The sequence below is a fragment of the Cellulosilyticum sp. ST5 genome (genome assembly GCF_046529625.1).
GTDB lineage: Bacteria > Bacillota > Clostridia > Lachnospirales > Cellulosilyticaceae > Cellulosilyticum > Cellulosilyticum lentocellum.
The window spans coordinates 2,390,215-2,413,170 of the sequence record NZ_CP132338.1 but is presented as its reverse complement, the minus strand read 5'-3'; the positions used below and the strand labels follow the sequence as shown (position 1 = coordinate 2,413,170).

Genomic DNA, 22,956 nt, shown 5'->3' with positions numbered 1-22,956 from the left:
AAAGTTTCAAATGGATATGTAAGGTTACAGAGAAACTCCCTTTAAAAAGGAGAGATTACATGAAATATCATACACAAATGGAAGCCGCAAAAAAAGGTATAATCACTAAGGAAATGGAGATTGTAGCTAAAAAAGAGTATATGGAAGTAGAAAAGCTTAGGGCCTTAGTAGCAAAAGGTGAAGTGGCTATCCCATGCAACATTTATCACAAATCTCTTTCTCCAGAGGGAATTGGTACGGGTCTTAAAACCAAGATCAATGTCAATTTGGGGATATCAGGAGATTGCAAAAACTATGAAGTAGAATTTGAAAAGGTGAAGGTGGCACTTAAGTTTGGTGTGGAAGCTATTATGGATCTTAGTAATTATGGGAAAACAAATACCTTTCGTAAGCAACTTATTGAGATGTCTACAGCTATGATTGGTACAGTACCTATGTATGATGCTATTGGGTATTTGGAAAAAGATTTAGTACATATTACACCACAGGATTTCTTAAAGGTCGTAGAAGCTCATGCCAAAGAGGGTGTTGACTTTATGACGATTCATGCAGGGATTAATAGACGTACAGTAGAAGCTTTTAAACGTGAAGGACGTAAGATGAATATTGTTTCTAGAGGTGGTTCTCTCTTGTTTGCTTGGATGGAGATGACAGGAAATGAAAATCCATTTTATGAATATTATGATGACGTATTAGAAATTTTAAGACGTTATGATGTTACCATTAGTCTTGGAGATGCCTTAAGGCCAGGATGTCTAGAAGATAGTTCAGATGCAGGACAAATCGGAGAGCTTATTGAACTTGGCTATCTAACTAAGAGAGCATGGGCAAAAGACGTGCAGGTTATGGTAGAAGGCCCAGGTCATATGGCAATGAACGAAATAGAGGCCAATATGAAACTACAAAAACGTCTATGTCATAATGCACCTTTTTATGTATTAGGACCATTAGTAACAGATATCTTCCCCGGTTATGACCATATTACTTCAGCCATCGGTGGTGCTATAGCAGCAGCCAGTGGTGCTGATTTCTTGTGTTATGTGACACCAGCTGAACACCTAAGATTACCGGATGTAAGTGATGTTAAAGAAGGAATCATAGCAAGTAAAATTGCAGCGCATGCAGCAGATATTGCTAAGGGCTTACCACATGCAAGAGATTTAGATAACAAGATGGCAGAAGCAAGACAAAAGTTAGATTGGGAAGAAATGTTCGAAGTAGCTTTTGATGGAGATAAGGCTAGGGATTACTTTGAAAGTATGCCACCAGCTGAAAAACACAGTTGTTCTATGTGCGGTAAAATGTGTGCTGTTAGAACAACCAATCGCATCATAGAAGGTAAAACAGTGGAATTACATGAAGAGTAAGAATGAATAATGAAATATTAGGTGTTGAGAGTGAAGAAACAAATAATCAGTGCATAACTTATTATTCATTTTAAATTTTTATATAGGGAAATAGGTCTGAAAAGATGAGGAAGACTAGCAAATGGAAGGGGAGCACCTTGCATTTGTTTTCAGAAGGACAATTAAATAGCTAGGGAACTCGTGTTTCGAGGTGAGAGGAAGCTTTTAAGTTTCGACCGACTAAATGAAGCTAGTGCTGCATAGAGGCTGTTTAATTGTACCTAAGATTATCTTGGTTTTTTGAGGTTTAGAGAGTTAGGACAATAGCCAAAGAAGGTATAAGGTCTCTAGCACTTAAATAAATCAAAAGAAAGAGGTAAGAAAATGAAAACAAAAAATGCTATATTAAGAATGGTGATGCTTGCTATATTAATTGCTGTTGGCGTAGTCATTTCACCGATTTTAAGAGTAGAGGGTATGTGTCCAATGGCTCACTTTATTAATGTGGTATGTGCTGTGTTATTGGGGCCAACAGATGCTTTTCTATGTGCTTTACTTATAGGAATCATTCGTATGCTTTTTATGGGAATTCCACCTTTAGCTTTAACAGGAGCTGTATTTGGGGCTACTTTATCAGGTGTTTTTTATAAACTTTCAAAAGGTAAAGTATTAGCAGCTGTTATTGGAGAAGTTGTTGGAACAGGTATCATTGGGGCCATAGTATCTTATCCGGTTATGACTTATATTTGGGGTAGGACAGGGCTGACTTGGCTGTTTTATGTTCCCTCTTTTATTGGAGGAACACTGATTGGAGGCACAGTGGCATTTATCTTCTTAGGAGCACTTAAAAGAATCGGTATGCTTAGTAAGGTGCAGAGGAAGCTAAAAAGAGAAGAAGATAGACGGGAAGGAATGGAAATTTAAAATAGAATGATGACTTCATTTTATTGATAGTAGTTAAAGACAACAAAAATAGCTCTCCAAGTAGTATCAATACTTGAAAAGCTATTTTAGATTCCAGACTCTTGAAATGAACTTTCGTGACTAGCTAAGTAGACCTTAGGCAAAGCGCAAAATGGCTCCTCAGCACGTATGCGCTATAGCGTAGTGCCTACTAAGACTAGCTATGAAAGCCAAACCAATGAGTGAGGAGCTCCTAAAAGTCTTGGCCGGTGCACCCTATGCTAGGAAGCTAAGACCTTAAGACTCTGGTTTAAAACTTTATTTTGGGTAATGCGAGGTATAAAAACATTAAAAACAACTTATAAATGGCGCCTTCCTTGCAGCGCACAAGTGAACATTTTCCTTAAGTCCAGAGGTACCTATAACAATAGATTGAGACTTGGCTGACCCGGTCAGTTCCTCAAGTTGAAGCTGTGGTAATTATGCCGTGGGAAGTTATTTATTTTGTTTTTACACTTATGTATATGTAGTCAAAAATCCGATTCCCTAATAAGAAATAAAATAATTACCAAAATGAGGAGAAAGAAAGGTGTTCGTATGAAGATTACCATGTATCAAGTAGATACGTTTACTAATGAGCTTTTTAAAGGAAATCCTGTTGCAGTTTGCCTGACGGAAAAGCCCTTAAAAGAAGCATTAATGCAAAAAATAGCAATGGAAAATAATTTGTCAGAGACCGCATTTTGTTATAAGGAAGGTGAGTGCTATCAGATTCGTTGGTTTACGCCAGAGGTAGAAATCGACTTATGTGGACATGCTACTTTAGGAACAGCGTATGTTTTATTTAATGAAGTAGAACAAGGAAAGAAACAAATTACTTTTAAGTCACAAAGTGGTGAGATTATTGTCACAAGGAATAAGGAACGCTTTACTTTAAGTTTTCCAGTAAGAGAGGGAAGGGCGATCACTCCAAGAACAGATATTATCAAAGCCTTAGGGGGTAATCCTATAGCTTTTTATGAATCAAGAGACGTGATGGTCGTTTATGAAACAGAGGAGGAGATTACGAACTTAAAACCAGATGTAGGTCTTGTTAATCGTTTAGATGTTTTTGGTATCATAGTAACGGCAAAGGGGAATGAAGTAGACTTTGTATCCAGATATTTTGCACCAGGGTGTGGTGTATTTGAAGATCCGGCAACAGGCTCTTCTCATTGTACTTTAGTACCTTATTGGGCTAAAATATTGGGGAAAAATCAGTTCCTAGATAAGCAGCTATCTAAAAGGGTAGGAACTTTTTATTGTGAGCTAAAAGAAGACAAGGTTTATATTAGTGGTGAAGCTATTCAGCTCTTTAAAACTAGTTTTGAAATTGATTTAAATAAATAAACTGAAAAATATCCTTTTAGTGTGAAGCTAAAAGGATATTTTTGTCATGACTAATATTTATAGGATCAGGTGGTTCACTATGAATAAGCTGTATGTCGCCACTTGAATATAGAGATTACGTAAAAAATAAAATGGTATAGAAATATCGCCAATCATATATTGAGATTGACGACATACAGATTTTCATTATTGCTACATGTACTTGACGTAGGCACTTCATTTCATTCGCTAGATAAGCTACTTCTTTGTTGTAGACTCTTATTTAACATCTTATTTTTAACCTTAATATATGAAGGTAAGAAGTAGAATTTCTAATAAAGAATTTTAATCCTATTACTAAATCATAGAAGTTCTAATGATAGCGTCAATAAGCGTGGTAAAATCTATTCCTTTAGCCTTAGCACTTTGAGGAATTAAGCTTGTTTCTGTGAGACCGGGAAGTGTGTTAATTTCTAACACATAGATAGTTTCGTTTTTAATAATGAAATCAATTCGGCAATAGCTTTTACAGCTAAATAAAGCCCATATTTTTTCTGAAATCTGTGTCACCTTATCTTGAAGGATTGAAGGTAGGAGCGCAATTTCTTCAAGAGCACCATTAATAGTATATTTAGAATTATAATCAAAAAACTGACCAAACCGAGGTTTAATACAAACCGTAGGAAAGACTTCACCATCTAAGACAAAAGAAGTAATTTCTTCACCGGCTATATATTCTTCAATCAATAGTTCTTCATCATATTTGAAGGCTTCATCAATAGCTGACAATAAATCAGTTTTATTTTCTACTTTACAGGTTCCAATGCTAGAACCGCCAGTATTAGGTTTAACAATAAGCGGGTAGTTTAAGGTGCTCGCTATACTTGAATTTAGTGGTTCACTGGCTTTAATGAGTATACCTTTAGGTGTAGTGATATTTTCTGAAGCAAGAAGTTTTTTAGTTAAATGTTTATTCATACATAGTGCACTCGTTAAGACGCGGCAGCCACTATAAGGAATATCTAAGGTTTCTAAAAGCGCTTGAATAGTGCCATCTTCTCCAAAGCGACCATGTAGTGCTAAAAAGGCAAAATCGATGCCACTGAGCTTATCTATAGCCTCCTTTTTTGAATGAAGTACAATAGGAATAGCCTCATATTTAGTTTTATTAATATGTTTTAATACTTCTTCACCACTTTTAAGGGAGACTTCCTTCTCTGAAGAGATTCCGCCCATTATAATGCCGACTTTCATTTTGTCACCTTCCTATTAAAAAAATTAATTATAGCGTTATAACGCCTTGACTAATGCCATTATATGAAAATATATCAATAAAAGGCAGAGCCACGCTTTAACCATTTTAAAGAGAAGATGGTTTGATATTGTTATTGTTTTTAGTGATTGTAGCATTATATATGAGTATGCTAGACTAAGCATATTCATATACAAAAATAAGATAAAAAAGAGAAGGAGTCATGAAATGCCTAAACCACGAAAAATGCTTGGAAGTGTGGATTCACCCTATATTATTTCTCTTATGCATCTCATTGAAACACAAAGTAAGACCACTATTGCCAAGTGGTGTATCGATTATGCTGAAGAACATATACTTTCTATTTATGAAAAAGCTTACCCAAACGATAATCGTTTACGAGATGCGATAAATGCCTCAAATGACTGGCTTGATGGTAAAGTTAAATTACCCATGGTTAAGAAACTAATCTTAGAGGCTCGTGCAGCAGCAAGAGAAGCAGAAGAAAATCAAGCGGCACAAGCAGCTGCTAGGGCTGTTGCACAGGCAGCAACTACAATACATACAACGACTCAGTCATTGAGTCTTGCATTTTATGGTTGTGCGGCTATTGCATATGATCGTGTTGGTATTGATGAGAAGGCAGAGGTTTATGAGCAAATTGCATCTGAGGAATGTACTAAAATGGAAGCAGCATTGCGTGCTATTGCTGTAGAAAATGAGAAAAATCCAGCTAAAATTAATTGGTATTGTTAAGGATGTGCACAGAATCGCAGAGGATGCTTTAAATCAAAGTATCCTCTGCGATTTTATATATGAATTGAGATGCTACTTTAGTAGTCTAATTTTTATATTTTAAAGGGAGTGATTAATCAACAGGAGTTACTTGTTTATATATTTTGATTACGGTATTCAATGGGTGTCATGCCCACTAGTTTCTTAAAAGTAGTATTGAAATAGCTCGCACTACTAAAACCCACAGATAAAGCAATTTCTAAGATTGAATCTGTTCCTTCTTTTAAAAGGTCTTTACTTTTTTCTACTCGTACCATATTAGTGTAGCTACAAAAAGATTGCTTGGTAGCTTTTTTAAAAATAGTACAAAAATAACTTTTGTGAAGACCTAGATAAGATGCTAAGGCATCTAGCGTAATAGGTTCAGCATAATGTATTTCAATATAGTCTTTAGCTTTAGAAACATGATAGTTATATTCTTCTTCCACTTCTTCGTGGGTTTGGGTAAACGAACTACCAATGGCATAGAGTAAATCAATAAGATGCACCATACAATGAGCAGGTTTAAAGGGAAGGACATTTTTTAAATGAATATCCGTTGTATAAGGGCCAATTACAAAGCATCCAAGTTCTAAATACTTGGGGTTAATAGCACAGATGGTAAAGGTTCTGCCATCTTCTAGAACATGATGAATCAGAGAATCTTGAGATAAGCGTTCTTGTAAAGTGGCCAGAGTTTCTTTTGAAAGACTTTGTTCTAAAGGATGAGGAATAGTATGCCCCATACTCAGAAATACATGATTATTCTTATTGATGGCACATAAAGCTAAATGACTACATAAATAAAAATTTTCCATTACATTTTCAAGTTCGGTATATAGCACATGAGTCTCCTTTCAAGTACGTTTACAATTCATATTAATATTTTTAAATAAACCTAAATATCGTGTAAGACAACTAATCATATAGTTGATAAGATTAATTAATAAATGATAATGTTTATCAAAAGCAGATATTTATTTAGTATAACACAGGGTTTATATAGTGTCAAAGGAGACAGAAAGTGGAGAAGTATATTAAGAAACGCTATTTGACTGTGCTACTTATTGGACTTTCAATAGGTTCATTATTTGTAGGGGTAAGTAGTCTTCATATAAATGATTTATTAGCATTAAAACCAGATAAAGTACAGCTCTTGCTTATAAGTCGATTGCCTAGACTCATTGCTATTATTGTAGCTGGAGTGGGATTAAGTGTAAGTGGGCTTATTATGCAACAGATTAGTAGAAATAAATTTGTATCACCTACTACAGCAGCTACTACGGACTTTGCTAAATTAGGAGTGCTTGTTAGTATGATGTGGCTAGGTAGTACGAGCCAAATGACCAGGATGATAGTTGCTTTTATATTTGCATTAGGTGGTACGTTAGTTTTTATGACGATGATGAGACGTATTCAACTTAAAAACATCATTTTTGTACCTTTAGTTGGAATGATGCTAGGTAAAGTAATAGGCTCTATTACAGCTTATTTTTCATATAAATATGATTTAGTACAAAATATCACTTCTTTTATGGAAGGTAATTTATCTGTGATTATGTCAGGTAACTATGAGATGCTATATTTAAGCATTCCGGTGGTAATAATAGGTTTTCTTTATGCCAATCAATTTACTATTGTAGGTATGGGTGAAGATTTTGCTGCTAATTTAGGTCTTAATTATAAGGCGGTTATGAATATTGGACTTGGTATTGTAGCGATGATTACGGCAGTCACTTTGATTACGGTTGGGAATATCCCTTTTCTAGGACTTATTATTCCCAACTTAGTTACCTTATATATGGGAGATCACTTAAAAAATGCACTTTATCATACCGCACTTATAGGACCTATCTTTTTGCTAATATGTGATATATTAGGACGACTTATTATTTATCCATTTGAAGTTTCCATTGGCATGATGGTAGGGGTTATTGGTGGTGTGATCTTCTTGGTGATGATTTTAAGGAGGGCAGAATATGCAGGGTAAGATGATCAAAGCAGACCGAAGAAGAATACTGCTTCTAGTGATTTTAAGTATCATTTTGATGGCTGCCTTTTTATTGATAGGACTTTCTCCAAAAAGTTTTTCTTATGCACTAGGTAGAAGAATTCCTAAGCTTTATGCCATTGTGTTAGTAGGTGGTGCCATTGGTTTTTCTTCTCTTATTTTTCAAACAGTAACAAACAATCATATTTTAACACCTAGTATATTAGGATTAGATTCTTTATATATGTTAGTTAATACCGTTATTGTTTTTGCGTTAGGAGCAACTAGCAAATGGATTACTAATGCAAAACTTCATTTTGGATTGACACTTGTTTTAATGTTAATTGTTTCTGTTTTATTCTATAAAATTGTATTTAAAAATAAAAGTGGTAATATTTTTTACTTGCTCTTAGTAGGTGTTGTAGTAGGGACTTTGTTTGAAAGCTTTACGACCTTCATGCAAGTTTTAACAGATCCAACAGACTTTTTAACTATTCAAGATAAATCACAGGCTAGTTTTAATCAAATTAATACAGCAGTATTAGGAGCAGCAACACTTTTAATAGGAGGTGCTTTCCTTTACAGTTTTAAGTTTCTAAAAGTATTAGACGTTATGGCACTTGGTAGAGATCAAGCAATTAACTTAGGTGTAGATTATGAAAAAACAGTAAGGCGAATGCTCGTTGTAGTGGTACTCTTGACAGCAGCAGCAACAGCATTAGTAGGTCCCATTACTTTCCTAGGTTTATTGGTTGTTAATATTGCTAGGTATTTTATTAAGTCCTACCAGCATAAACACTTAACAATAGCTATTTGGCTCTTAAGTATTGTCGCTCTTGTAGGTGGACAACTGATAGCGGAGCGTGTTTTAAACTTTGGTGTAAGCGTAGGAATTATTATTAACTTTGTTGGCGGTGTTTATTTTATCTATTTATTAATGAAAGGACGTGCGAGATGATTCATGTAAAGAATATTTCAAAAGCCTATAGTGGGAAAAAGGTAGTAGATGATGTATCTATTAATATTCCACAAGGTAAGATTACCTCTTTCATTGGTCCAAATGGAGCTGGAAAAAGTACAGTTCTTTCTATTATGAGTAGACTGATGAAGAGAGATAGCGGCTTAGTTATGATAGATGGTAAAGATGTTTTAGAATGGGATCAAAAAGAACTAGCAAAAAAGCTAGCTATCTTAAAACAAACTAACCATATTAATATGCGTCTTACTATTCGTGAGCTTGTGAGCTTTGGTAGATTTCCACATTCGGGAGGAAATCTAAACGAAGAAGATGAAAGACAAATTGATGAAGCACTAGGATATATGCAGCTCACTGATCTTCAGCACCGTTATTTAGATGAGCTAAGTGGTGGTCAAAGACAGAGAGCATACATTGCCATGGTTATAGCACAAAATAGTGAATATATATTACTAGATGAACCACTTAACAATTTAGATATGAAACATTCTGCAGAGATCATGAAGATCTTAAGAAAGCTAGTTGATGAGTTGGGGAAAACTGTTATCATTGTTATTCATGATATTAACTTTGCTTCTTGCTACTCAGATTATATTGTGGCACTTAAAAATGGGATAGTAGAAAAAGAAGGTTACACAGAAGATATTATTAGGGCAGGTGTTTTAGAAGGAATTTATGACATGCCATTTCATGTACAAAGCATTAATAATCAGAATATCTGTGTGTATTTTTAATAAATAAAAAACGATGCCCTCTACTAAAAAGTAGAGGAACATTTATGAGATATAAATGAGAATGAAAATTATTTAAACTACATTTGTTGAAAGAGATGAAAGGGATGCCTGCCCTCTGGCGTTCTGCTTCTCATCTTAGTAGCAATACACTGAGGATAAGTACCCCTCCCATTTTCATAGGTACATAGTGAGGACGGGTATCCCTTTCATTTCTATCAGCGATGACATATAAAATTAGCTAGCTAAATAATTACAAATCAAATAAAAGGAGAATCAATAATGAGCAAGAAATTATTATTAACACTAATGACAGCAGCAGCTATTACTATAACAGGGTGTGGCCAAACTACTACAAATGAAGGTACTGGAGCAGTCAATACAGAAGTACCAGTGAACACAGAAGCATCAGCAACGCCAGAAGAAGGCCAAGAAGCAACAACAGTTAAGGTGGTTCATGCTTTAGGTGAAACAGAAGTACCAAAGAATCCAAAAAATATTGTGGTACTTGAATTAGGGATTTTAGATGCATTAGATGCTCTAGAGATTACACCAGCAGGTCTACCTCTAAGTGGAAGTTTACCAAGCTACTTAGCACACCTAGAAGATGAAAGTCTTTATACAAATGTAGGTTCACTTAAAGAATTAGATATGGAAAAGATTTATGAAATAGAACCAGAGCTTATTATTATTGGTGGCAGACAAGCAGATTACTATGAAGAGCTTAGTAAAATTGCACCAACTGTTAATTTGGCAGTAGACAATGCAGATTACCTGACTTCTTTTGAAACAAATATGAATTATTTAGGTGAAATCTTCGGTAAGGAAGAAGAAGTAACAGCAAAGGTTAAAGAAATTAAAGATGCAGTGGCAGAAGTATCAGCCAAAGCGGCAGAAAAAGATGTTAATGCTTTAATAGCTTTAGCTAATGGTGATGCTTTTAGTGTTTATGGAAAAGGTTCTAGATTTGGTATCATTCATAATGAATTTGGTATTAAACCAGTAGATGAAACAATTGAAGTATCTACTCATGGTCAAAATGCTTCCTTCGAATATATTTTAGAGCAAAATCCAGACTACTTATTTGTAGTAGACCGTAGTGCTGTTGTAGCAGGAGAAGGGTCAGCCCCAGCACTATTTGATAATGAACTTATTAAAAAAACAGCAGCAAGTGAAAATGACCGTATCATTTATCTTGATCCAACTGTATGGTATACAGCTGGTGGTGGCTTTACATCGACAATGACTATGGTCAATGAAATTGCAGCGGCGATAGAAAAATAAGTACACAAGATAAGAGCCTAGAATTAACATAATAGGCTCTTATTTTTGTATTTAGAGTAGAGATTACTGCTAATAATATTTGGATTATTTAAAAAAGATTAAAGATATGCTATAATGAGGTGAAGTGGTTTTAAGAGGGGGTATTTAATGAGAAGAGGTCAGAGGTTAGGAACTAATTCAAAAAAAAGGCAGTTAACCTTTCAAACTAGAAAGAAACAATCATTTAAGCCAACTAGTACAATAAGAAGAAACTTATCTATTAAAACGAGGCTCATAGTATTTTGCTTGTGTATATCTTTAATGGCAGTATTTATACTTGGGGGTATATACAGCAATGTGGCGAAATCAGCTTTAAGACATAATAGTATACAGCTTAGTACAGAACTCGTTAAACAATCAGTTTTAAATGTAGAGAACTTTGTGTCAAGCATAGAGCAAGCAGTAGATGGGATAGCAGTAACTCAGTTAAGTGACAGTGGGTTAGTGGAAAATTATTTTAGCACAGACCTAGGGACACAAGTAAAAGCAAAAAATGAGATTCAAGCACAATTGCTTAGAATAAATGCCCTAAATAGTGATTTAGATGAGATTTTATTTTTGTCCCAAAATGGAAACGTTACCAAAAGAAGCGATTACTTTTCAACAGAAGAGTTCAGCAGTTTTATTGAAGAAGATAAGGTGAATACATTTTCATGGATAACTCATATGAATTTACCAGAAGATAAGGTGTTACTTACAAATAACTATAAGATTCCTAAAAAAGGTGCTAATACCTATACATTAGCTGTAGTTGTTAATCTTGCCAATATTAAAGCTGCTATACAAGAGATGAAAATGATAGATGGTGCGACTATTTATTTAGCTGATCAAAGTCAAAAAATCTTATTTTGTAGTAAGGAAGAACAGATCATCATTCCTGAAGATATTGCTCAGATAGCATCGGGTATAACAGAGGCCATGAGTGAGCCGATTAATGGTCGTTTAGTAACTTGTGCACCGATTAATAATGGTTGGCAATTCATTGTAGAAGTTCCTATGAATTCGCTTACTTCAGAGTTAGAGTCAGCTAATATTTTATTAGCATTACTTATAATAGGCATTATTATATTAACTTTTATCATAGGTAATATTTTTGCTAGAAGTTTTTCAAAGCCAATCCTTAAGCTTGTTAATTTAATGCAGAAAGCCGAGAAAGGTGATTTTACTGTACAAATGAGTGGTTATAAGAAGGATGAAGTAGGACAACTGTGTCATAGTTTTAATGAAATGATGCGTCAGACTGGCGAACTTTTAAAGCAAACGCAGCATGTTGTAACAGATACCCTAGGAAGTAGTCATTCTTTACAAAATACAATCTTTGAGACAGTTAATAACATTGAGCAGCTTACAATAGGCATTTCAGATTTAGCAGAAGGGACTATGAAACAAGCTCAAGATACTCAAAAAACCAATGGTTCTATGAATGAATTAGCTCAGCATATCTATACGGTTAAGCAGAAAACATCAGACATTATAGCTAGTACAGCAGGGGCAACTACCATGATAGAAAAAGCCTCTGACACTATGAAAGCTCTAAATACTACGATGTCAGATTCATTAAATGTGGCAGAAGAAATTGGGCTTAGTATGAATGCACTTAATATACTTAATAAAAATATTAATCATATTATGCAGATGGTAGAAAATATTAGTGAGGAAACTAATTTACTTGCTTTAAATGCTTCTATTGAAGCAGCTAGAGCCGGAGAAGCTGGAAAAGGTTTTTCTGTAGTGGCGAAGGAAGTAAGAAGATTAGCAGATCAGTCTAAGCAATCTGTAGGTGAAGTAAGACAGACACTAACAACTATGGAAAATCATATGTCAGAGACTTTAAGCTTAGTAGAGGAATCCAGAGTTACCTTTAATACGCAGGAAAAGGTGGTTAAAGAAACCTATGAGGTATTCTATAGTATTATTGATATTTTACAACATATGAGTAATGAACTTTTACAAGTTGGTACCCAAGTAGATAGTATGGAAGGCACAAAAGTAAATGTGATGCAGCAGGTAGGACGTATTAGGGATGTTACTCAGGAAGCAGCAGCCACTACACAAGAAGTGAATAGCCTAAGTATACATCAGCAAGAAAGTATGAATCAGTTAACTGTTTTCTCAGAAGCCTTAATAGAACGTATGGAAAAGCTTAATCATACCATACAAGCCTTCAAGGTTACAGAAAAATAATCTAAAAAAGGATTGCCATTTTGGGCAATCCTTTTTTAGATTACGATTAAACTGATGTTTTTGATTGATACGATAAATGGGTTATTTAATTAATCGTGCCACAAAATCCCCGATAAAAGGAATACGGAACTCTTCATAATTGAAAGCCCCAATAACGGCAACGATGGCAATTAAAGTAAAGATAATGCCTACGATAAAACTAGCTAAACCACCCAAGAGTGGAATAACATGTAAGATGCTGATGACAATCACCCTAACCACATAAAGGACAACAGATTGCATAGCGTGGAATTTAACAAGGTTACTTTTCTTTTCCATAAAGAAAATAAGGATAGGAATGAGCCAAGCTATTCTCCAAACGATTGGTAAGTAAGCAGCAATTACAGGGAGAGCATAAGTAAGAATGGCCATTATGTTAGCATCCATGTTGGCAATACTTGATTGATGAGGACTATAACTTCCTTTAGACATAAAACATTTCTCCTTCTATATAATAGTTAAAATTATTATAACATGTTTCCAGAAAATTAAAATTAATATTTGATGAAAAATGGATAAGTTTTACATTAACTTTTAAAGTTATAAAATTTTAATATTTAGATAAGTCAAAGCGTGATACAATAAAAAAGAAAATAGTAAAGGTAGGAGAAGAGAAAGGGGATAACTAATGAGAAAATATAAGAAATGGCTAGTGAGTTTTTTATTAGGCACATTTTTGGTAACAACAAGCTATGGTGGTACTGTTATCCAAAATCCTGTGATGCAGAAGGAGTCTTTTATAAACCACTTACAAACGTTAGAGGTTAATTATAAAGAAACAGCTCAGATAAAAGGAAATCTAACAAGAGAAGAAGCAGCTGTATATCTTGTAAAAGCTTTAGGCCTATCGGGTGTTGCTAAAGACTATGAAGAGCAAAAGTTATTTAAGGATGTTACAACTCATCAAGGAGAAATTAATTTAGTTAAGACACTAGGTCTAATGAATGGAACAGGAAGTGAGACCTTCGGGCCTAAAATAGGATTAAGCGTCTCAGCAGCTGAAAGTATATTAAGCCGTTTAGAAGCACTTATTAAAGCAGATATGCAGTTTGAACATGCTTTTTATGCCATTAGTTCTAGCAGTCAAATGGCACTTATTAAAAATTATGATGCGATTAGTTTTGGATGGTCAGAAGTTATTGTAGATGCCAACAAGCAAATTTCTGTAGTAACGGATGGAATAGGTGATTTTAAAGTCCCTTCAGGATTTGAAGTACCTTTAGACGAAGCAAAAGCTAATGGTGTAGCGACCTACTTAATGGTTTATTACGAAGACCAAGGTGGACAAATAAGAGAATTACTTAATGATTCTACCCAAAGAGCTGAAATGATTAGGTCATTAGTTAACTTAACAAAGAAGATTGAAAAAGATGGTGTAGAAAGAGGTTTTGATGGTTTAACTATTGACTTTGAACAGCTACGAAGTGCAGATTTAAAAGCACCTTATGTGACTTTCTTAAAAGAGCTAAAAATAGCATTAGCAGCAGAAGGAAAAAGTTTAATGGTGGCTGTTCAGCCCACTACTTATTTTAAAGGCTATGATTATAAAGGCATTGGAGAAGTAGCAGATCGTGTCATTTTAATGGCACATGATTATGGAGCTAAAAGCTTAAATGTTAATGAACAAAAGCAAGGAATAGTAATGACACCTATGACACCTATTGATGAAGTTTATGCTACCTTAAGGGAAGCAACTACAGCAGTTGCAGATAAAAGTAAGCTAGTACTTCAAATTAGTTTTGCCAGTACGCAGTGGCAAATGAAAAATCAAGAGGTTATTCACACATTTGCCTATACACCTACATATACTCAGATTGAAACACGTTTAAATACACCAGGAACAGTCAGCTATTATGATGAAATAGCTCAAAATCCTTATGCTATTTATGAAGCAGATGGCGTTAGAAATATCATTTGGTATGAAAATACAAGAAGTATCGAAGCTAAAGAAGATTTAGCAAAGCTACTAGGCATCAGGGGCATTTCTTATTGGCGCCTAGGCACCATACCAGATAGCTATTTAGCTAGTATAAATTTATATTGAAAAATAAAGATAAAGTGATTACAATAAGAGATGGACAAATCATCTATTTTTAAGCAGAGGTGGCGGAATGGCAGACGCGCTAGATTCAGGTTCTAGTGCCCGCAAGGGCGTGGGGGTTCGAGTCCCCTTCTCTGTACGTAATCTCAATGTTTTTCAAATTCTTACATAGGAAAGCCCCTCTAGCGTGCTTATTAGCATGTTTTTAGAGGGGTTTTGTTATTTTATGCGAGGACTTTCGGGTCAGTTTGAAGTTTGAACCGCCTCCTGTCAAATAGTCTGGTGAAACCATAAAAACTTTTACATCTCCATCCATAGTTTGTGGTTGGAGATATTTTTATGATACGTCTTTTCGTAAATACACTTTATACTCTGAAGATGAGTATAGTCTCTAATCAGATGCAATTATTTATTTGTTGTAATGCTTACAAAACTTTTACCTTATGCCCCTAGGGGACATAAGGTAAAAGTTTTGTTTGACCTAAAAGTGATTTTAAGTCACTGTTTCTGTTAACACATGAGAAGTTTTTAATAATCTAAGTAAATTAGAATTTAAGTTGTTTAAGATGAATGCTTTTTATTTTCATACTTTTTATAATAAGCCATGAGAATAGTAGCAGCTTCTGCTCTTGTAACATTGTCATTAGGAGCAAGCAGCCCATTACCTTTACCTATTATAATACCTTTTTCCACTGCCCATGCCATGGCTTCTTTCGCATAATCGTCAATTTCATTGGCATCATTAAAGCCTACTAACGTAGCATTTGCTTTTGGTGAGCCGTAGTACCTCCAAAGCATGGTCACAAATTGCTCTCTTGGCACATTACCACTTGGGTTGCTAGCGTCTGAGATTTCACTTTTTATTGCCCAAGTACGTGCATCCTCAAATACATTAATTCCGGATAACTCTGCACCTTCTAAACGGCCTATTACGGTCCAAACCATAGCTCTTGTCAATAATTGTTTAGGTGCGAAGCTATTTTCACTGTTTCCTTCAAAAAGATTCTTGTCATTTACAAACTTCACCGCATCATAATACCAATTTGTTTCTGCAACATCGTTAAAGGTATTTACCCATGTTACAGGTTGTTCATTCATAGGAGGTACAACAGGTTTCTTTTGACTTTCCTTAAAGGTGGTTTCTACGGTTACATTACCGCTAGGCATCTTAAAGGAATAGGTGCCATCTGCATTTTTAGTAACTTCAATGATGTTGCCTTTTTCATCCTTTACTACTAGTGTATCTATTTCATAGCCTGCTTCTGCCTTAGGGGTAAGTTTTACTATTTCACCTGCAGTCGCTTTTCCTTTTTCTAACACCAGTTGACCATGCTCTGTTTTAGAAGTATCAGTGGTGACCGTATAGCTAGGGGTATAGGCACTACCTCCGCCTCCACCTGAAGAAGAACCCCCACTGCTAACAGCCTTAAAGGTTGCTTCAATGGTATGATTTGTTTGTACATCACTAAAGGTATGGCTTGAAAGAGCTCCTTTGCTTACACCATCCACCTTTACATCCTCAGTAGCATAACCACTGTTTGGCGTAATGCTATAGATTTGATTTTCTCCTTTATTAACTTCAGTATTCCCAGCAGGTGAAATACTTCCACCTACACCTGCTGTTGCCGTAATCGTATAGGTAAGCTGTTGCGTCACACTGAAGTTTAATGGAATCTCTTTGACTATGCGTCCATCAGCTTTTATTTGAAGTGTATCCGTATAAGTGCCTACAGCTAGTCCTGTTTTAGGTGTTACTTCCACTGTCGTATTTCCACTTTCTGCAATATCACTTATAGTTGTTTTATTTAATTCAAAGTTGCTTGCACCGCCATTCTCAAACTGAACTAAGAGCTCCCCTGTTGCTACTTTATCATCGCCATTACTTATTGTCACTGTAACTGGTGATTGTGCACCATAACCCACCTGTGCAGCGGGAAGGATATAGCTGTCAGAGTCTGTTGCTAAGTTATACTTTCTTTTCCATTTAGCTGGTGAATCTGCTGCTTTTATTGACTCACCCCAATTATCATAAGAGCCGATATCTCCTTCATAAAGTTCTACATTAGGGTCAATTACAATAGTCTTTGCCTTAATTGCTCTTGCATCTTTTGTATCGGACCTTGTTACTGCTTGCCCCTCACCACGGGTCGAAATAGTTAATGTACCTTTCAAAGCCTGAAGTCCAGCACCTGTACCTCCTGTGGCATTGAGCTTAACCTGATCCCCTATCTCAAGGGCATCTGTCAAGTCTGCAAAAAAGCCTAAACTTCCTCCATTCACCGTTAGACTTCCATTCCCACTAACAGTAACACGTTTGTTGTTATAGATGGCAATAGCAGTTGTGGGAGCTGTCACCTCGTTATTTCCCTTTATAACAAGGTTTAAATTCATAACCTTAGTATTACCGCTGGATTTTCCTATCATTACAGCATCCCCACTTTTTGATGTAATGTTGGCACCGCTAAGGATTAAGGTATAGGTAGGAAGTCCTCCCTGATCAGCATCTTTTTTAACCGCCCAGTTCCAACCTGAATTAGGTAATGTGTCAGTATTTGCGGCAGTTTCTGTAATGGTCAGTCCGTCTGACGAGGTTGTTCCAAAAGTATAGCAGCTAGATGTAGTGGTAGGCATGGTGACTAATAAGTGTCCACCTACCCCATAATTAAAGCCAATATTGTCACTAAGTTCCGCAGCTTGTCCATCCCATGTTCCATACCAACTTCCATTCCATGATCCAGTCCATGCCGCAAAGGTAAGCTGGGCTGGCAGCAAGGTACACACCATACATAGCGTGAGAAATACACTAAAAATACGTTTTCTCATTTCTTAATCCTCCTTAGTATCTTTTCCATAAATTTAATCTAGGTAATTCTATTATGTATGTGGTTTTGTAGAGCCCACTTCAGCAAACGATTCAAAGATATTTCATCCTATGGTTACTGAGCATCCCATTGCCCTAGGGAATAAAGGATATATCGGTGATAAGCTTGCTCTAAATCGTTTTTTCATAATCATGTTCCTCCTTTACGAATTTTTGCTTCACATAAAGATATTGCTTCACATCTTCAAGTTATCATAAATTCGTCGCAAAAACCGACCGATGCATGAAACATGATTTTTTCGATATGAATCATAGTTTAGAGAACTCAATTTTTATATCATACTTATATTGGGAAAATGGTGGAATGGAGAGAGATATTGAACAGAGAGGAAAAGTAACATGCTTAGTGGTACAAGACACGTGTTAAAAGTAATAGAGAGATGGTATGAGTGGTTTGCAATACTAGCTATTGTAAGTGTATTTAGTCCAGAAGATGCAGAGGTTACGATGAGGGTGATTATTTATTTCTTTATTTTTAATTTGTAGCCATAGCTACGTAATTTGATGTTGCTTTTAGATATAATACAGTTATCAGCAGCGAAGAAATGGCTAAAATCCGTTAAAATAAAGGAGAGAGAAATATGAATAATCAAATGTATTGTATGCAATGTCAAGAGACAGCAGGAAACAAAGCATGTACAAAGGTAGGGGTATGTGGTAAAAGTGCAGAACTAGCTAATATGCAAGACTTACTAATCTATGTAACAAAAGGGATATCTGAAGTGACAACAAGATTACGTCAAGAAGGAAAAAAAGTAAGTAAAGAGTTAAATCACTATATCACACTTAACTTATTTACAACGATTACAAATGCAAACTTTGATGATGAAGTATTTTATGCAAGAGTAAAAGAAACTTTAGCAAAGAAAAATGAATTAATGCAGCAGTTAACTAACAAAGATCATTTATCTGAAGCAGCCACTTGGGATATTGCCTTGGAAAACAAAACAGGCATTTTAGCTTCTCTTAAGAATTTAGTATCTGGAAATAAAGAAGCTAGTGAAGTTAATCAAATTTTAAAAGCAAAAGCTGAATCAGATGAAGTAGGTGTTTTAGCCACGGAAAATGAAGATATTCGTTCATTAAGAGAGTTAATTACTTATGGCTTAAAAGGCTTATCTGCTTATTCTAAACATGCTAATGCCTTAGGGTATGATAATGAAGCAATCGATGCGTTTATGCAAGAAACATTAATGAAATTACTAGATGATTCATTAACAGCAGATGATCTTGTAGCTTTAACATTAGAAACAGGTAAAGTAGGTGTTGATGGAATGGCATTACTTGATAAAGCTAATACATCAACTTACGGTAACCCAGAAATCACAAAAGTTAATATTGGTGTAGGTAAGAATCCTGGTATTTTAGTATCGGGTCATGACCTTGCAGATATCGAACAATTATTAATTCAAACAGAAGGTACTGGGGTAGATGTCTATACTCACTCTGAAATGTTACCAGCACACTATTATCCACAGCTTAAGAAGTATAGCCACTTAGTAGGGAACTATGGAAATGCTTGGTGGAAACAAAAAGAAGAATTTGAAGCCTTTAATGGACCAATTTTAATGACTACTAACTGTATTGTACCTCCAAAAGCATCTTATAAAGATAGAATGTTCACAACTGGTGCAGCAGGTTATGCAGGCTGTAAGCATATAGAAGGTGAAGCAGGTAGCCAAAAAGATTTCTCAGAAATCATTGCTTTAGCAAAAACATGTAAAGCGCCAACAGAAATTGAAACAGGAGAAATCATTGGTGGTTTTGCTCATGAACAAGTATTTGCATTAGCAGAGACAGTAGTAGAAGCTGTAAAATCTGGTGCTATTAAAAAGTTCGTAGTAATGGCAGGGTGTGATGGTAGAGCTTCTAAAAGAAATTACTATACAGATTTTGCAAAGGCACTTCCAAAAGATACAGTTATCTTAACAGCAGGTTGTGCAAAATACAAATATAATAAACTTGATTTAGGCGATATCGGAGGCATTCCAAGAGTATTAGATGCAGGACAATGTAACGATTCTTATTCTTTAGCTCTTATTGCACTTAAATTAAAAGAGGTATTTGGTTTAGAAGATATCAATGAATTACCAATCATCTATAACATTGCTTGGTATGAACAAAAAGCAGTTATTGTATTACTATCATTACTTTATCTTGGAGTAAAAGAAATTCACTTAGGACCAACACTTCCAGCTTTTCTTTCTCCAAATGTAGCTAAAGTATTAATAGAAAACTTTGGTATTGGTGGTATTTCTACAGTAGAAGAAGATATGGAGATGTTCTTTGGTGAAGAAGCAAAAATGGCTGAGACTTCTCAAGGGATGATTACAAAAGACATGGTGATTGGCGACATCTTAAAGATTAATCCTGAAAATGCAAGGGTATTAATGGAAGCTGGTATGCACTGCCTTGGATGCCCATCTTCTCAAATGGAAACTTTAGAAGAAGCTTGTCAAGTACATGGTTTAGATGTAGAAGCATTAATAGAAAAATTACGTTAATATAAAAAGCTAGTCTTCGGCTTATAAAGGGTTGAAGACTAGCTTTTATTGATTTTTAGCATAATAAGAAAAGGGTGATTAAAGCGAATAGGAAGAAGCCCTATAAGCATTAGAAAAATGTTATAGTTTAAGGACAGTCTAGTAAAAAGTTCTTTTGAGAGTAATTTAAAATAGATAGTGCAAGAAAAAGAAGAAAGTAATAAGATAGATTTATAATGAATTAAAGGAGAACGAGTCAAAATGATTAAGCGCTATGCAGAGTGTTTATTACAATCAGCCCTGTTCCGTCAAATCAAAGAAGAGGAGCTGGAAAAACTATTATCTTGTTTGGCATTTAAAATGGTAACCTATGAAGCAGAAGAATATCTCTTTCATGCAGGAGATGAAGTAGGTCATATAGGCATTGTTCTAGAAGGCTGCATAGAGATTATCAAGGAAAACATAGCAGGAGAGCGTCATATTATAGCTTTCTTAGAAGCTTCACATATGTTTGGTGAATCCATCGTATGTACTTCTAAAAGAATTGCCCCTGTATCTACTAAAGCAAGAGAAAAAACAACTGTTATATTAATTCCATATAAATATGTGATTGAAAATTGTAGTAACGGATGTTCTTTTCACACACAACTCATTCATAATATGTTAAGGGTACTAGGGGACAAAAACGAAATGCTTAATATAAAAATGGAACTCCTACTATTAAAAGGGATGAGAGAAAAACTAGCCACTTATCTTTTAAAAGAAGCACAAAGGAGTGGCAAGCTGGCTTTTAATATTACACCTAATAGAGAGGCACTAGCTGAATTTCTTAATGTGTCACGTCCTTCTATGTGTAGAGAATTAGCTAGAATGAAGGAGGACAATTTAATTGATTTCTATAAAAATAGTTTTAAATTATTAGATATAGAAGCTCTTAAAAAGTGCCTTAATCATTAAATGTTATTGACTATGTGGGGGATAGTAATGAGAAGAAAAAAGTATAGGTTATGGCAAAGTTGTATGATAATGCTTTTATTAATACAATCACTAAAGGGGAATCCATTAGATTTAAAAGCCATTTATTCGGAACAAATTAGTATAGAAACGAATAAGGCACTAGAGCAAATAGCACAGGATTATGAAGAAATAACGGAGGTAATAACTATTGGATATTCTACAACTAAGCAAACTGAGATTAAAGCACTTAAATTAGGAAAAGGAGAAAAGAGTATTCTTATTAATGGGACGCATCATGGAAGAGAGGCTCTAACAACAGTGCTTATTTTAAATCAAATAAGCTATTTAGCAGAAGCGTACGTAGCGAAGCAAACAATCAATGGGCAAGATGTACGAACGGTGTTGAATACAGTATCTATTTGGTTTGTTCCCTTGGTGAACCCTGATGGTGCAACAATTGCTTTAAGTACTAGACCAGAATGGAAAGCGAATGGAAGAGGTGTAGATTTAAATCGTAATTATCCAACCCTCTATGCTACCATAGCCACTAAGCCTACACCGGGACCTAGTGGATATGCAGGGATAGAAGCTTTCTCTGAATTGGAAACACAAGCACTGAGAGATCTATGTAAAGTGCAAGAGTTCGAAGCAGCTATAGCTTATCATAGTGCTGGGGAAGTGATTTATTGGTGGTATTATCAGACAGGTGAGCTGTATAAACATTCTTTAGTAATAGGACGCATGCTTTCTCATGCAACACAGTATAGCTTAGTGCCTATTAGCCAATCAAGAGGAGGACGTGGATTTACAGATTGGTTTATTCAGAGTTTAAAGAAGCCTTCTTTTACCTTGGAGGTAGGAAAAAATGCAAATGGTAAAAGGCTTTCTTTAATGGAATACGACCAGATTTGGAAGGCTAATAAGGAGATACCATTTTTGTTAGCTAAAGAAATGATTACTTTAAACTCTCATGAGTGGCAAGTGACTATAAACGAAGCGCAAATAAAAGGAAAAACTATTTTTGGTAGAGGGGTAGTACCTGTTAAGGGAATCTGCCAAGCACTGAATTTGAATTATAGCTATATGCCAGAACAAAAACAAATTAGTTTAACAGATGGGAACAATATTCTAAGCTTTAAACAGGGTGAAAAAATAGCATTATATAATGAAGAACCATTAGAAATAGTTGTGCCAGCACATATTCAAGAAGGAGAAATGTATCTTCCTTTAAAAAACATCTTAGAGCTTTTTTCTATGTGAGTTAGTTACATACAAAAAGAATAGAAATTCTTATAATAAGAATAGAATAACCGAAAAGGTTAAAAATATCATTTGATTATGAGGAGGAGATTATATGTTTTCCGTTTTTAATAGAAATAATAATAAAGAAACTATTTGGGCAGAAGATTTGGATGATATGTTAGATGATATCCATTTAATAGATATACGAGAAGGTTACGAACTGTTATCAGGTAAGGTAAAAACAGCTCAGCATATTCCAATGGGCAGTTTATTAAGTACACCTGAACGCTATTTGAATAAAGATGAAAAGTATTATATTATGTGTCAATCCGGTATGAGAAGTATGAGAACGGTTAAAGCACTTCAAGAAAAAGGCTATAACGTAGTGAATGTAAAAGGTGGTATGGCTGCTTATAAAGGAAGAAATAGAATTTAGGTAGAGTTTTATAATAAATTACCTATTAGA

General features: G+C 35.0%; 19 protein-coding genes and 1 tRNA gene. 16 read left to right on the top strand and 4 right to left on the bottom strand.

The genetic code is table 11. The annotated features are described in order from the left end of the window. Window positions 1-59: 59 nt before the first annotated feature. The 3 genes from thiC to QTL86_RS11810 all read left to right on the top strand — a co-directional run bounded on the left by thiC (window position 60) and on the right by QTL86_RS11810 (window position 3,638). A complete protein-coding gene (gene thiC, locus QTL86_RS11820) occupies window positions 60-1,367 on the top strand; it encodes a phosphomethylpyrimidine synthase ThiC (RefSeq protein ID WP_127065951.1) in 1,308 nt (435 codons plus the stop codon). Between the two features lie 363 nt (window positions 1,368-1,730). After that, window positions 1,731-2,270 (top strand): energy coupling factor transporter S component ThiW, encoded by a 540-nt coding sequence (gene thiW / locus QTL86_RS11815; protein WP_410497272.1) that lies wholly within the window; start codon window positions 1,731-1,733, stop codon window positions 2,268-2,270. A gap of 552 nt (window positions 2,271-2,822) precedes the next feature. Then, the gene (locus tag QTL86_RS11810) at window positions 2,823-3,638 is read left to right on the top strand and encodes a PhzF family phenazine biosynthesis protein (protein ID WP_410497271.1); all 816 of its coding nucleotides are present in this window, start codon (window positions 2,823-2,825) and stop codon (window positions 3,636-3,638) included. Between the two features lie 336 nt (window positions 3,639-3,974). On the opposite strand, the gene QTL86_RS11805 is transcribed toward QTL86_RS11810, so the two are convergent. Then, window positions 3,975-4,871, bottom strand: a complete 897-nt coding sequence (locus QTL86_RS11805; RefSeq protein ID WP_127065954.1) for a D-alanine--D-alanine ligase — start codon at window positions 4,869-4,871, stop codon at window positions 3,975-3,977. Between the two features lie 226 nt (window positions 4,872-5,097). On the opposite strand from QTL86_RS11805, the gene QTL86_RS11800 reads away from it, so the two are divergent. Next, window positions 5,098-5,625 carry a putative immunity protein gene (locus QTL86_RS11800; RefSeq protein ID WP_127065955.1) on the top strand — a complete coding sequence of 176 codons (528 nt, stop codon included), beginning with the start codon at window positions 5,098-5,100 and terminating at the stop codon, window positions 5,623-5,625. 134 nt (window positions 5,626-5,759) lie between these two features. Here QTL86_RS11800 and QTL86_RS11795 read toward each other — a convergent pair whose 3' ends face one another. Continuing rightward, a complete protein-coding gene (locus tag QTL86_RS11795; protein WP_013656191.1) occupies window positions 5,760-6,488 on the bottom strand; it encodes a helix-turn-helix transcriptional regulator in 729 nt (242 codons plus the stop codon). Window positions 6,489-6,667: 179 nt separating this feature from the next. On the opposite strand from QTL86_RS11795, the gene QTL86_RS11790 reads away from it, so the two are divergent. From QTL86_RS11790 to QTL86_RS11770, 5 genes are all read left to right on the top strand, one after another. Further along, on the top strand, window positions 6,668-7,633 hold the full coding sequence (locus tag QTL86_RS11790; RefSeq protein ID WP_013656192.1) for an ABC transporter permease: 966 nt from the start codon (window positions 6,668-6,670) through the stop codon (window positions 7,631-7,633). After that, complete coding sequence (locus QTL86_RS11785; protein WP_013656193.1) at window positions 7,623-8,591, top strand: iron chelate uptake ABC transporter family permease subunit; 969 nt, start codon at window positions 7,623-7,625, stop codon at window positions 8,589-8,591. The genes QTL86_RS11790 and QTL86_RS11785 overlap by 11 nt, the downstream gene beginning before the upstream one ends. Continuing rightward, window positions 8,588-9,343, top strand: coding sequence for an ABC transporter ATP-binding protein (locus tag QTL86_RS11780; RefSeq protein ID WP_013656194.1), 756 nt, complete (start codon window positions 8,588-8,590; stop codon window positions 9,341-9,343). The genes QTL86_RS11785 and QTL86_RS11780 overlap by 4 nt, the downstream gene beginning before the upstream one ends. Before the next feature lie 279 nt (window positions 9,344-9,622). Then, the gene (locus QTL86_RS11775; RefSeq protein ID WP_127065956.1) at window positions 9,623-10,624 is read left to right on the top strand and encodes a siderophore ABC transporter substrate-binding protein; all 1,002 of its coding nucleotides are present in this window, start codon (window positions 9,623-9,625) and stop codon (window positions 10,622-10,624) included. A 147-nt stretch (window positions 10,625-10,771) separates the two neighbouring features. Continuing rightward, window positions 10,772-12,847 carry a methyl-accepting chemotaxis protein gene (locus QTL86_RS11770; protein ID WP_127065957.1) on the top strand — a complete coding sequence of 692 codons (2,076 nt, stop codon included), beginning with the start codon at window positions 10,772-10,774 and terminating at the stop codon, window positions 12,845-12,847. Between the two features lie 81 nt (window positions 12,848-12,928). Here QTL86_RS11770 and QTL86_RS11765 read toward each other — a convergent pair whose 3' ends face one another. Then, window positions 12,929-13,318, bottom strand: a complete 390-nt coding sequence (locus QTL86_RS11765; protein ID WP_013656197.1) for a DUF4870 domain-containing protein — start codon at window positions 13,316-13,318, stop codon at window positions 12,929-12,931. A 196-nt stretch (window positions 13,319-13,514) separates the two neighbouring features. On the opposite strand from QTL86_RS11765, the gene QTL86_RS11760 reads away from it, so the two are divergent. Further along, a complete protein-coding gene (locus QTL86_RS11760) occupies window positions 13,515-14,930 on the top strand; it encodes a glycosyl hydrolase family 18 protein (protein ID WP_410497270.1) in 1,416 nt (471 codons plus the stop codon). A 53-nt stretch (window positions 14,931-14,983) separates the two neighbouring features. Further along, window positions 14,984-15,066 (top strand) — tRNA-Leu (locus QTL86_RS11755). Between the two features lie 422 nt (window positions 15,067-15,488). On the opposite strand, the gene QTL86_RS11750 is transcribed toward QTL86_RS11755, so the two are convergent. Next, a complete protein-coding gene (locus QTL86_RS11750) occupies window positions 15,489-17,750 on the bottom strand; it encodes an S-layer homology domain-containing protein (protein WP_410497269.1) in 2,262 nt (753 codons plus the stop codon). A 418-nt stretch (window positions 17,751-18,168) separates the two neighbouring features. On the opposite strand from QTL86_RS11750, the gene QTL86_RS11745 reads away from it, so the two are divergent. From QTL86_RS11745 to QTL86_RS11725, 5 genes are all read left to right on the top strand, one after another. Next, window positions 18,169-18,294, top strand: coding sequence for a hypothetical protein (locus QTL86_RS11745; RefSeq protein ID WP_410497268.1), 126 nt, complete (start codon window positions 18,169-18,171; stop codon window positions 18,292-18,294). 95 nt (window positions 18,295-18,389) lie between these two features. After that, on the top strand, window positions 18,390-20,312 hold the full coding sequence (hcp, locus tag QTL86_RS11740; protein WP_410497267.1) for a hydroxylamine reductase: 1,923 nt from the start codon (window positions 18,390-18,392) through the stop codon (window positions 20,310-20,312). 240 nt (window positions 20,313-20,552) lie between these two features. Continuing rightward, window positions 20,553-21,248: a Crp/Fnr family transcriptional regulator gene (locus QTL86_RS11735; protein WP_127065961.1), complete on the top strand. Its 696-nt coding sequence runs from the start codon at window positions 20,553-20,555 to the stop codon at window positions 21,246-21,248. Between the two features lie 27 nt (window positions 21,249-21,275). Further along, window positions 21,276-22,508 (top strand): M14 family zinc carboxypeptidase, encoded by a 1,233-nt coding sequence (locus QTL86_RS11730; RefSeq protein WP_410497266.1) that lies wholly within the window; start codon window positions 21,276-21,278, stop codon window positions 22,506-22,508. Window positions 22,509-22,602: 94 nt separating this feature from the next. After that, window positions 22,603-22,926 carry a rhodanese-like domain-containing protein gene (locus QTL86_RS11725; RefSeq protein WP_127065963.1) on the top strand — a complete coding sequence of 108 codons (324 nt, stop codon included), beginning with the start codon at window positions 22,603-22,605 and terminating at the stop codon, window positions 22,924-22,926. Window positions 22,927-22,956 lie beyond the last annotated feature (30 nt).

Excerpts from the sequence above, each read along its gene's own strand:
- thiC (WP_127065951.1), top strand. The coding sequence starts at position 60 with ATGAAATATCATACACAAATGGAAGCCGCAAAAAAAGGTATAATCACT.
- thiW (WP_410497272.1), top strand. The coding sequence starts at position 1,731 with ATGAAAACAAAAAATGCTATATTAAGAATGGTGATGCTTGCTATATTA.
- QTL86_RS11810 (WP_410497271.1), top strand. The coding sequence starts at position 2,823 with ATGAGGAGAAAGAAAGGTGTTCGTATGAAGATTACCATGTATCAAGTA.
- QTL86_RS11805 (WP_127065954.1), bottom strand. The coding sequence starts at position 4,871 with ATGAAAGTCGGCATTATAATGGGCGGAATCTCTTCAGAGAAGGAAGTC.
- QTL86_RS11800 (WP_127065955.1), top strand. The coding sequence starts at position 5,098 with ATGCCTAAACCACGAAAAATGCTTGGAAGTGTGGATTCACCCTATATT.
- QTL86_RS11785 (WP_013656193.1), top strand. The coding sequence starts at position 7,623 with ATGCAGGGTAAGATGATCAAAGCAGACCGAAGAAGAATACTGCTTCTA.
- QTL86_RS11780 (WP_013656194.1), top strand. The coding sequence starts at position 8,588 with ATGATTCATGTAAAGAATATTTCAAAAGCCTATAGTGGGAAAAAGGTA.
- QTL86_RS11775 (WP_127065956.1), top strand. The coding sequence starts at position 9,623 with ATGAGCAAGAAATTATTATTAACACTAATGACAGCAGCAGCTATTACT.
- QTL86_RS11770 (WP_127065957.1), top strand. The coding sequence starts at position 10,772 with ATGAGAAGAGGTCAGAGGTTAGGAACTAATTCAAAAAAAAGGCAGTTA.
- QTL86_RS11765 (WP_013656197.1), bottom strand. The coding sequence starts at position 13,318 with ATGTCTAAAGGAAGTTATAGTCCTCATCAATCAAGTATTGCCAACATG.
- QTL86_RS11760 (WP_410497270.1), top strand. The coding sequence starts at position 13,515 with ATGAGAAAATATAAGAAATGGCTAGTGAGTTTTTTATTAGGCACATTT.
- QTL86_RS11750 (WP_410497269.1), bottom strand. The coding sequence starts at position 17,750 with ATGAGAAAACGTATTTTTAGTGTATTTCTCACGCTATGTATGGTGTGT.
- hcp (WP_410497267.1), top strand. The coding sequence starts at position 18,390 with ATGAATAATCAAATGTATTGTATGCAATGTCAAGAGACAGCAGGAAAC.
- QTL86_RS11735 (WP_127065961.1), top strand. The coding sequence starts at position 20,553 with ATGATTAAGCGCTATGCAGAGTGTTTATTACAATCAGCCCTGTTCCGT.
- QTL86_RS11730 (WP_410497266.1), top strand. The coding sequence starts at position 21,276 with ATGAGAAGAAAAAAGTATAGGTTATGGCAAAGTTGTATGATAATGCTT.
- QTL86_RS11725 (WP_127065963.1), top strand. The coding sequence starts at position 22,603 with ATGTTTTCCGTTTTTAATAGAAATAATAATAAAGAAACTATTTGGGCA.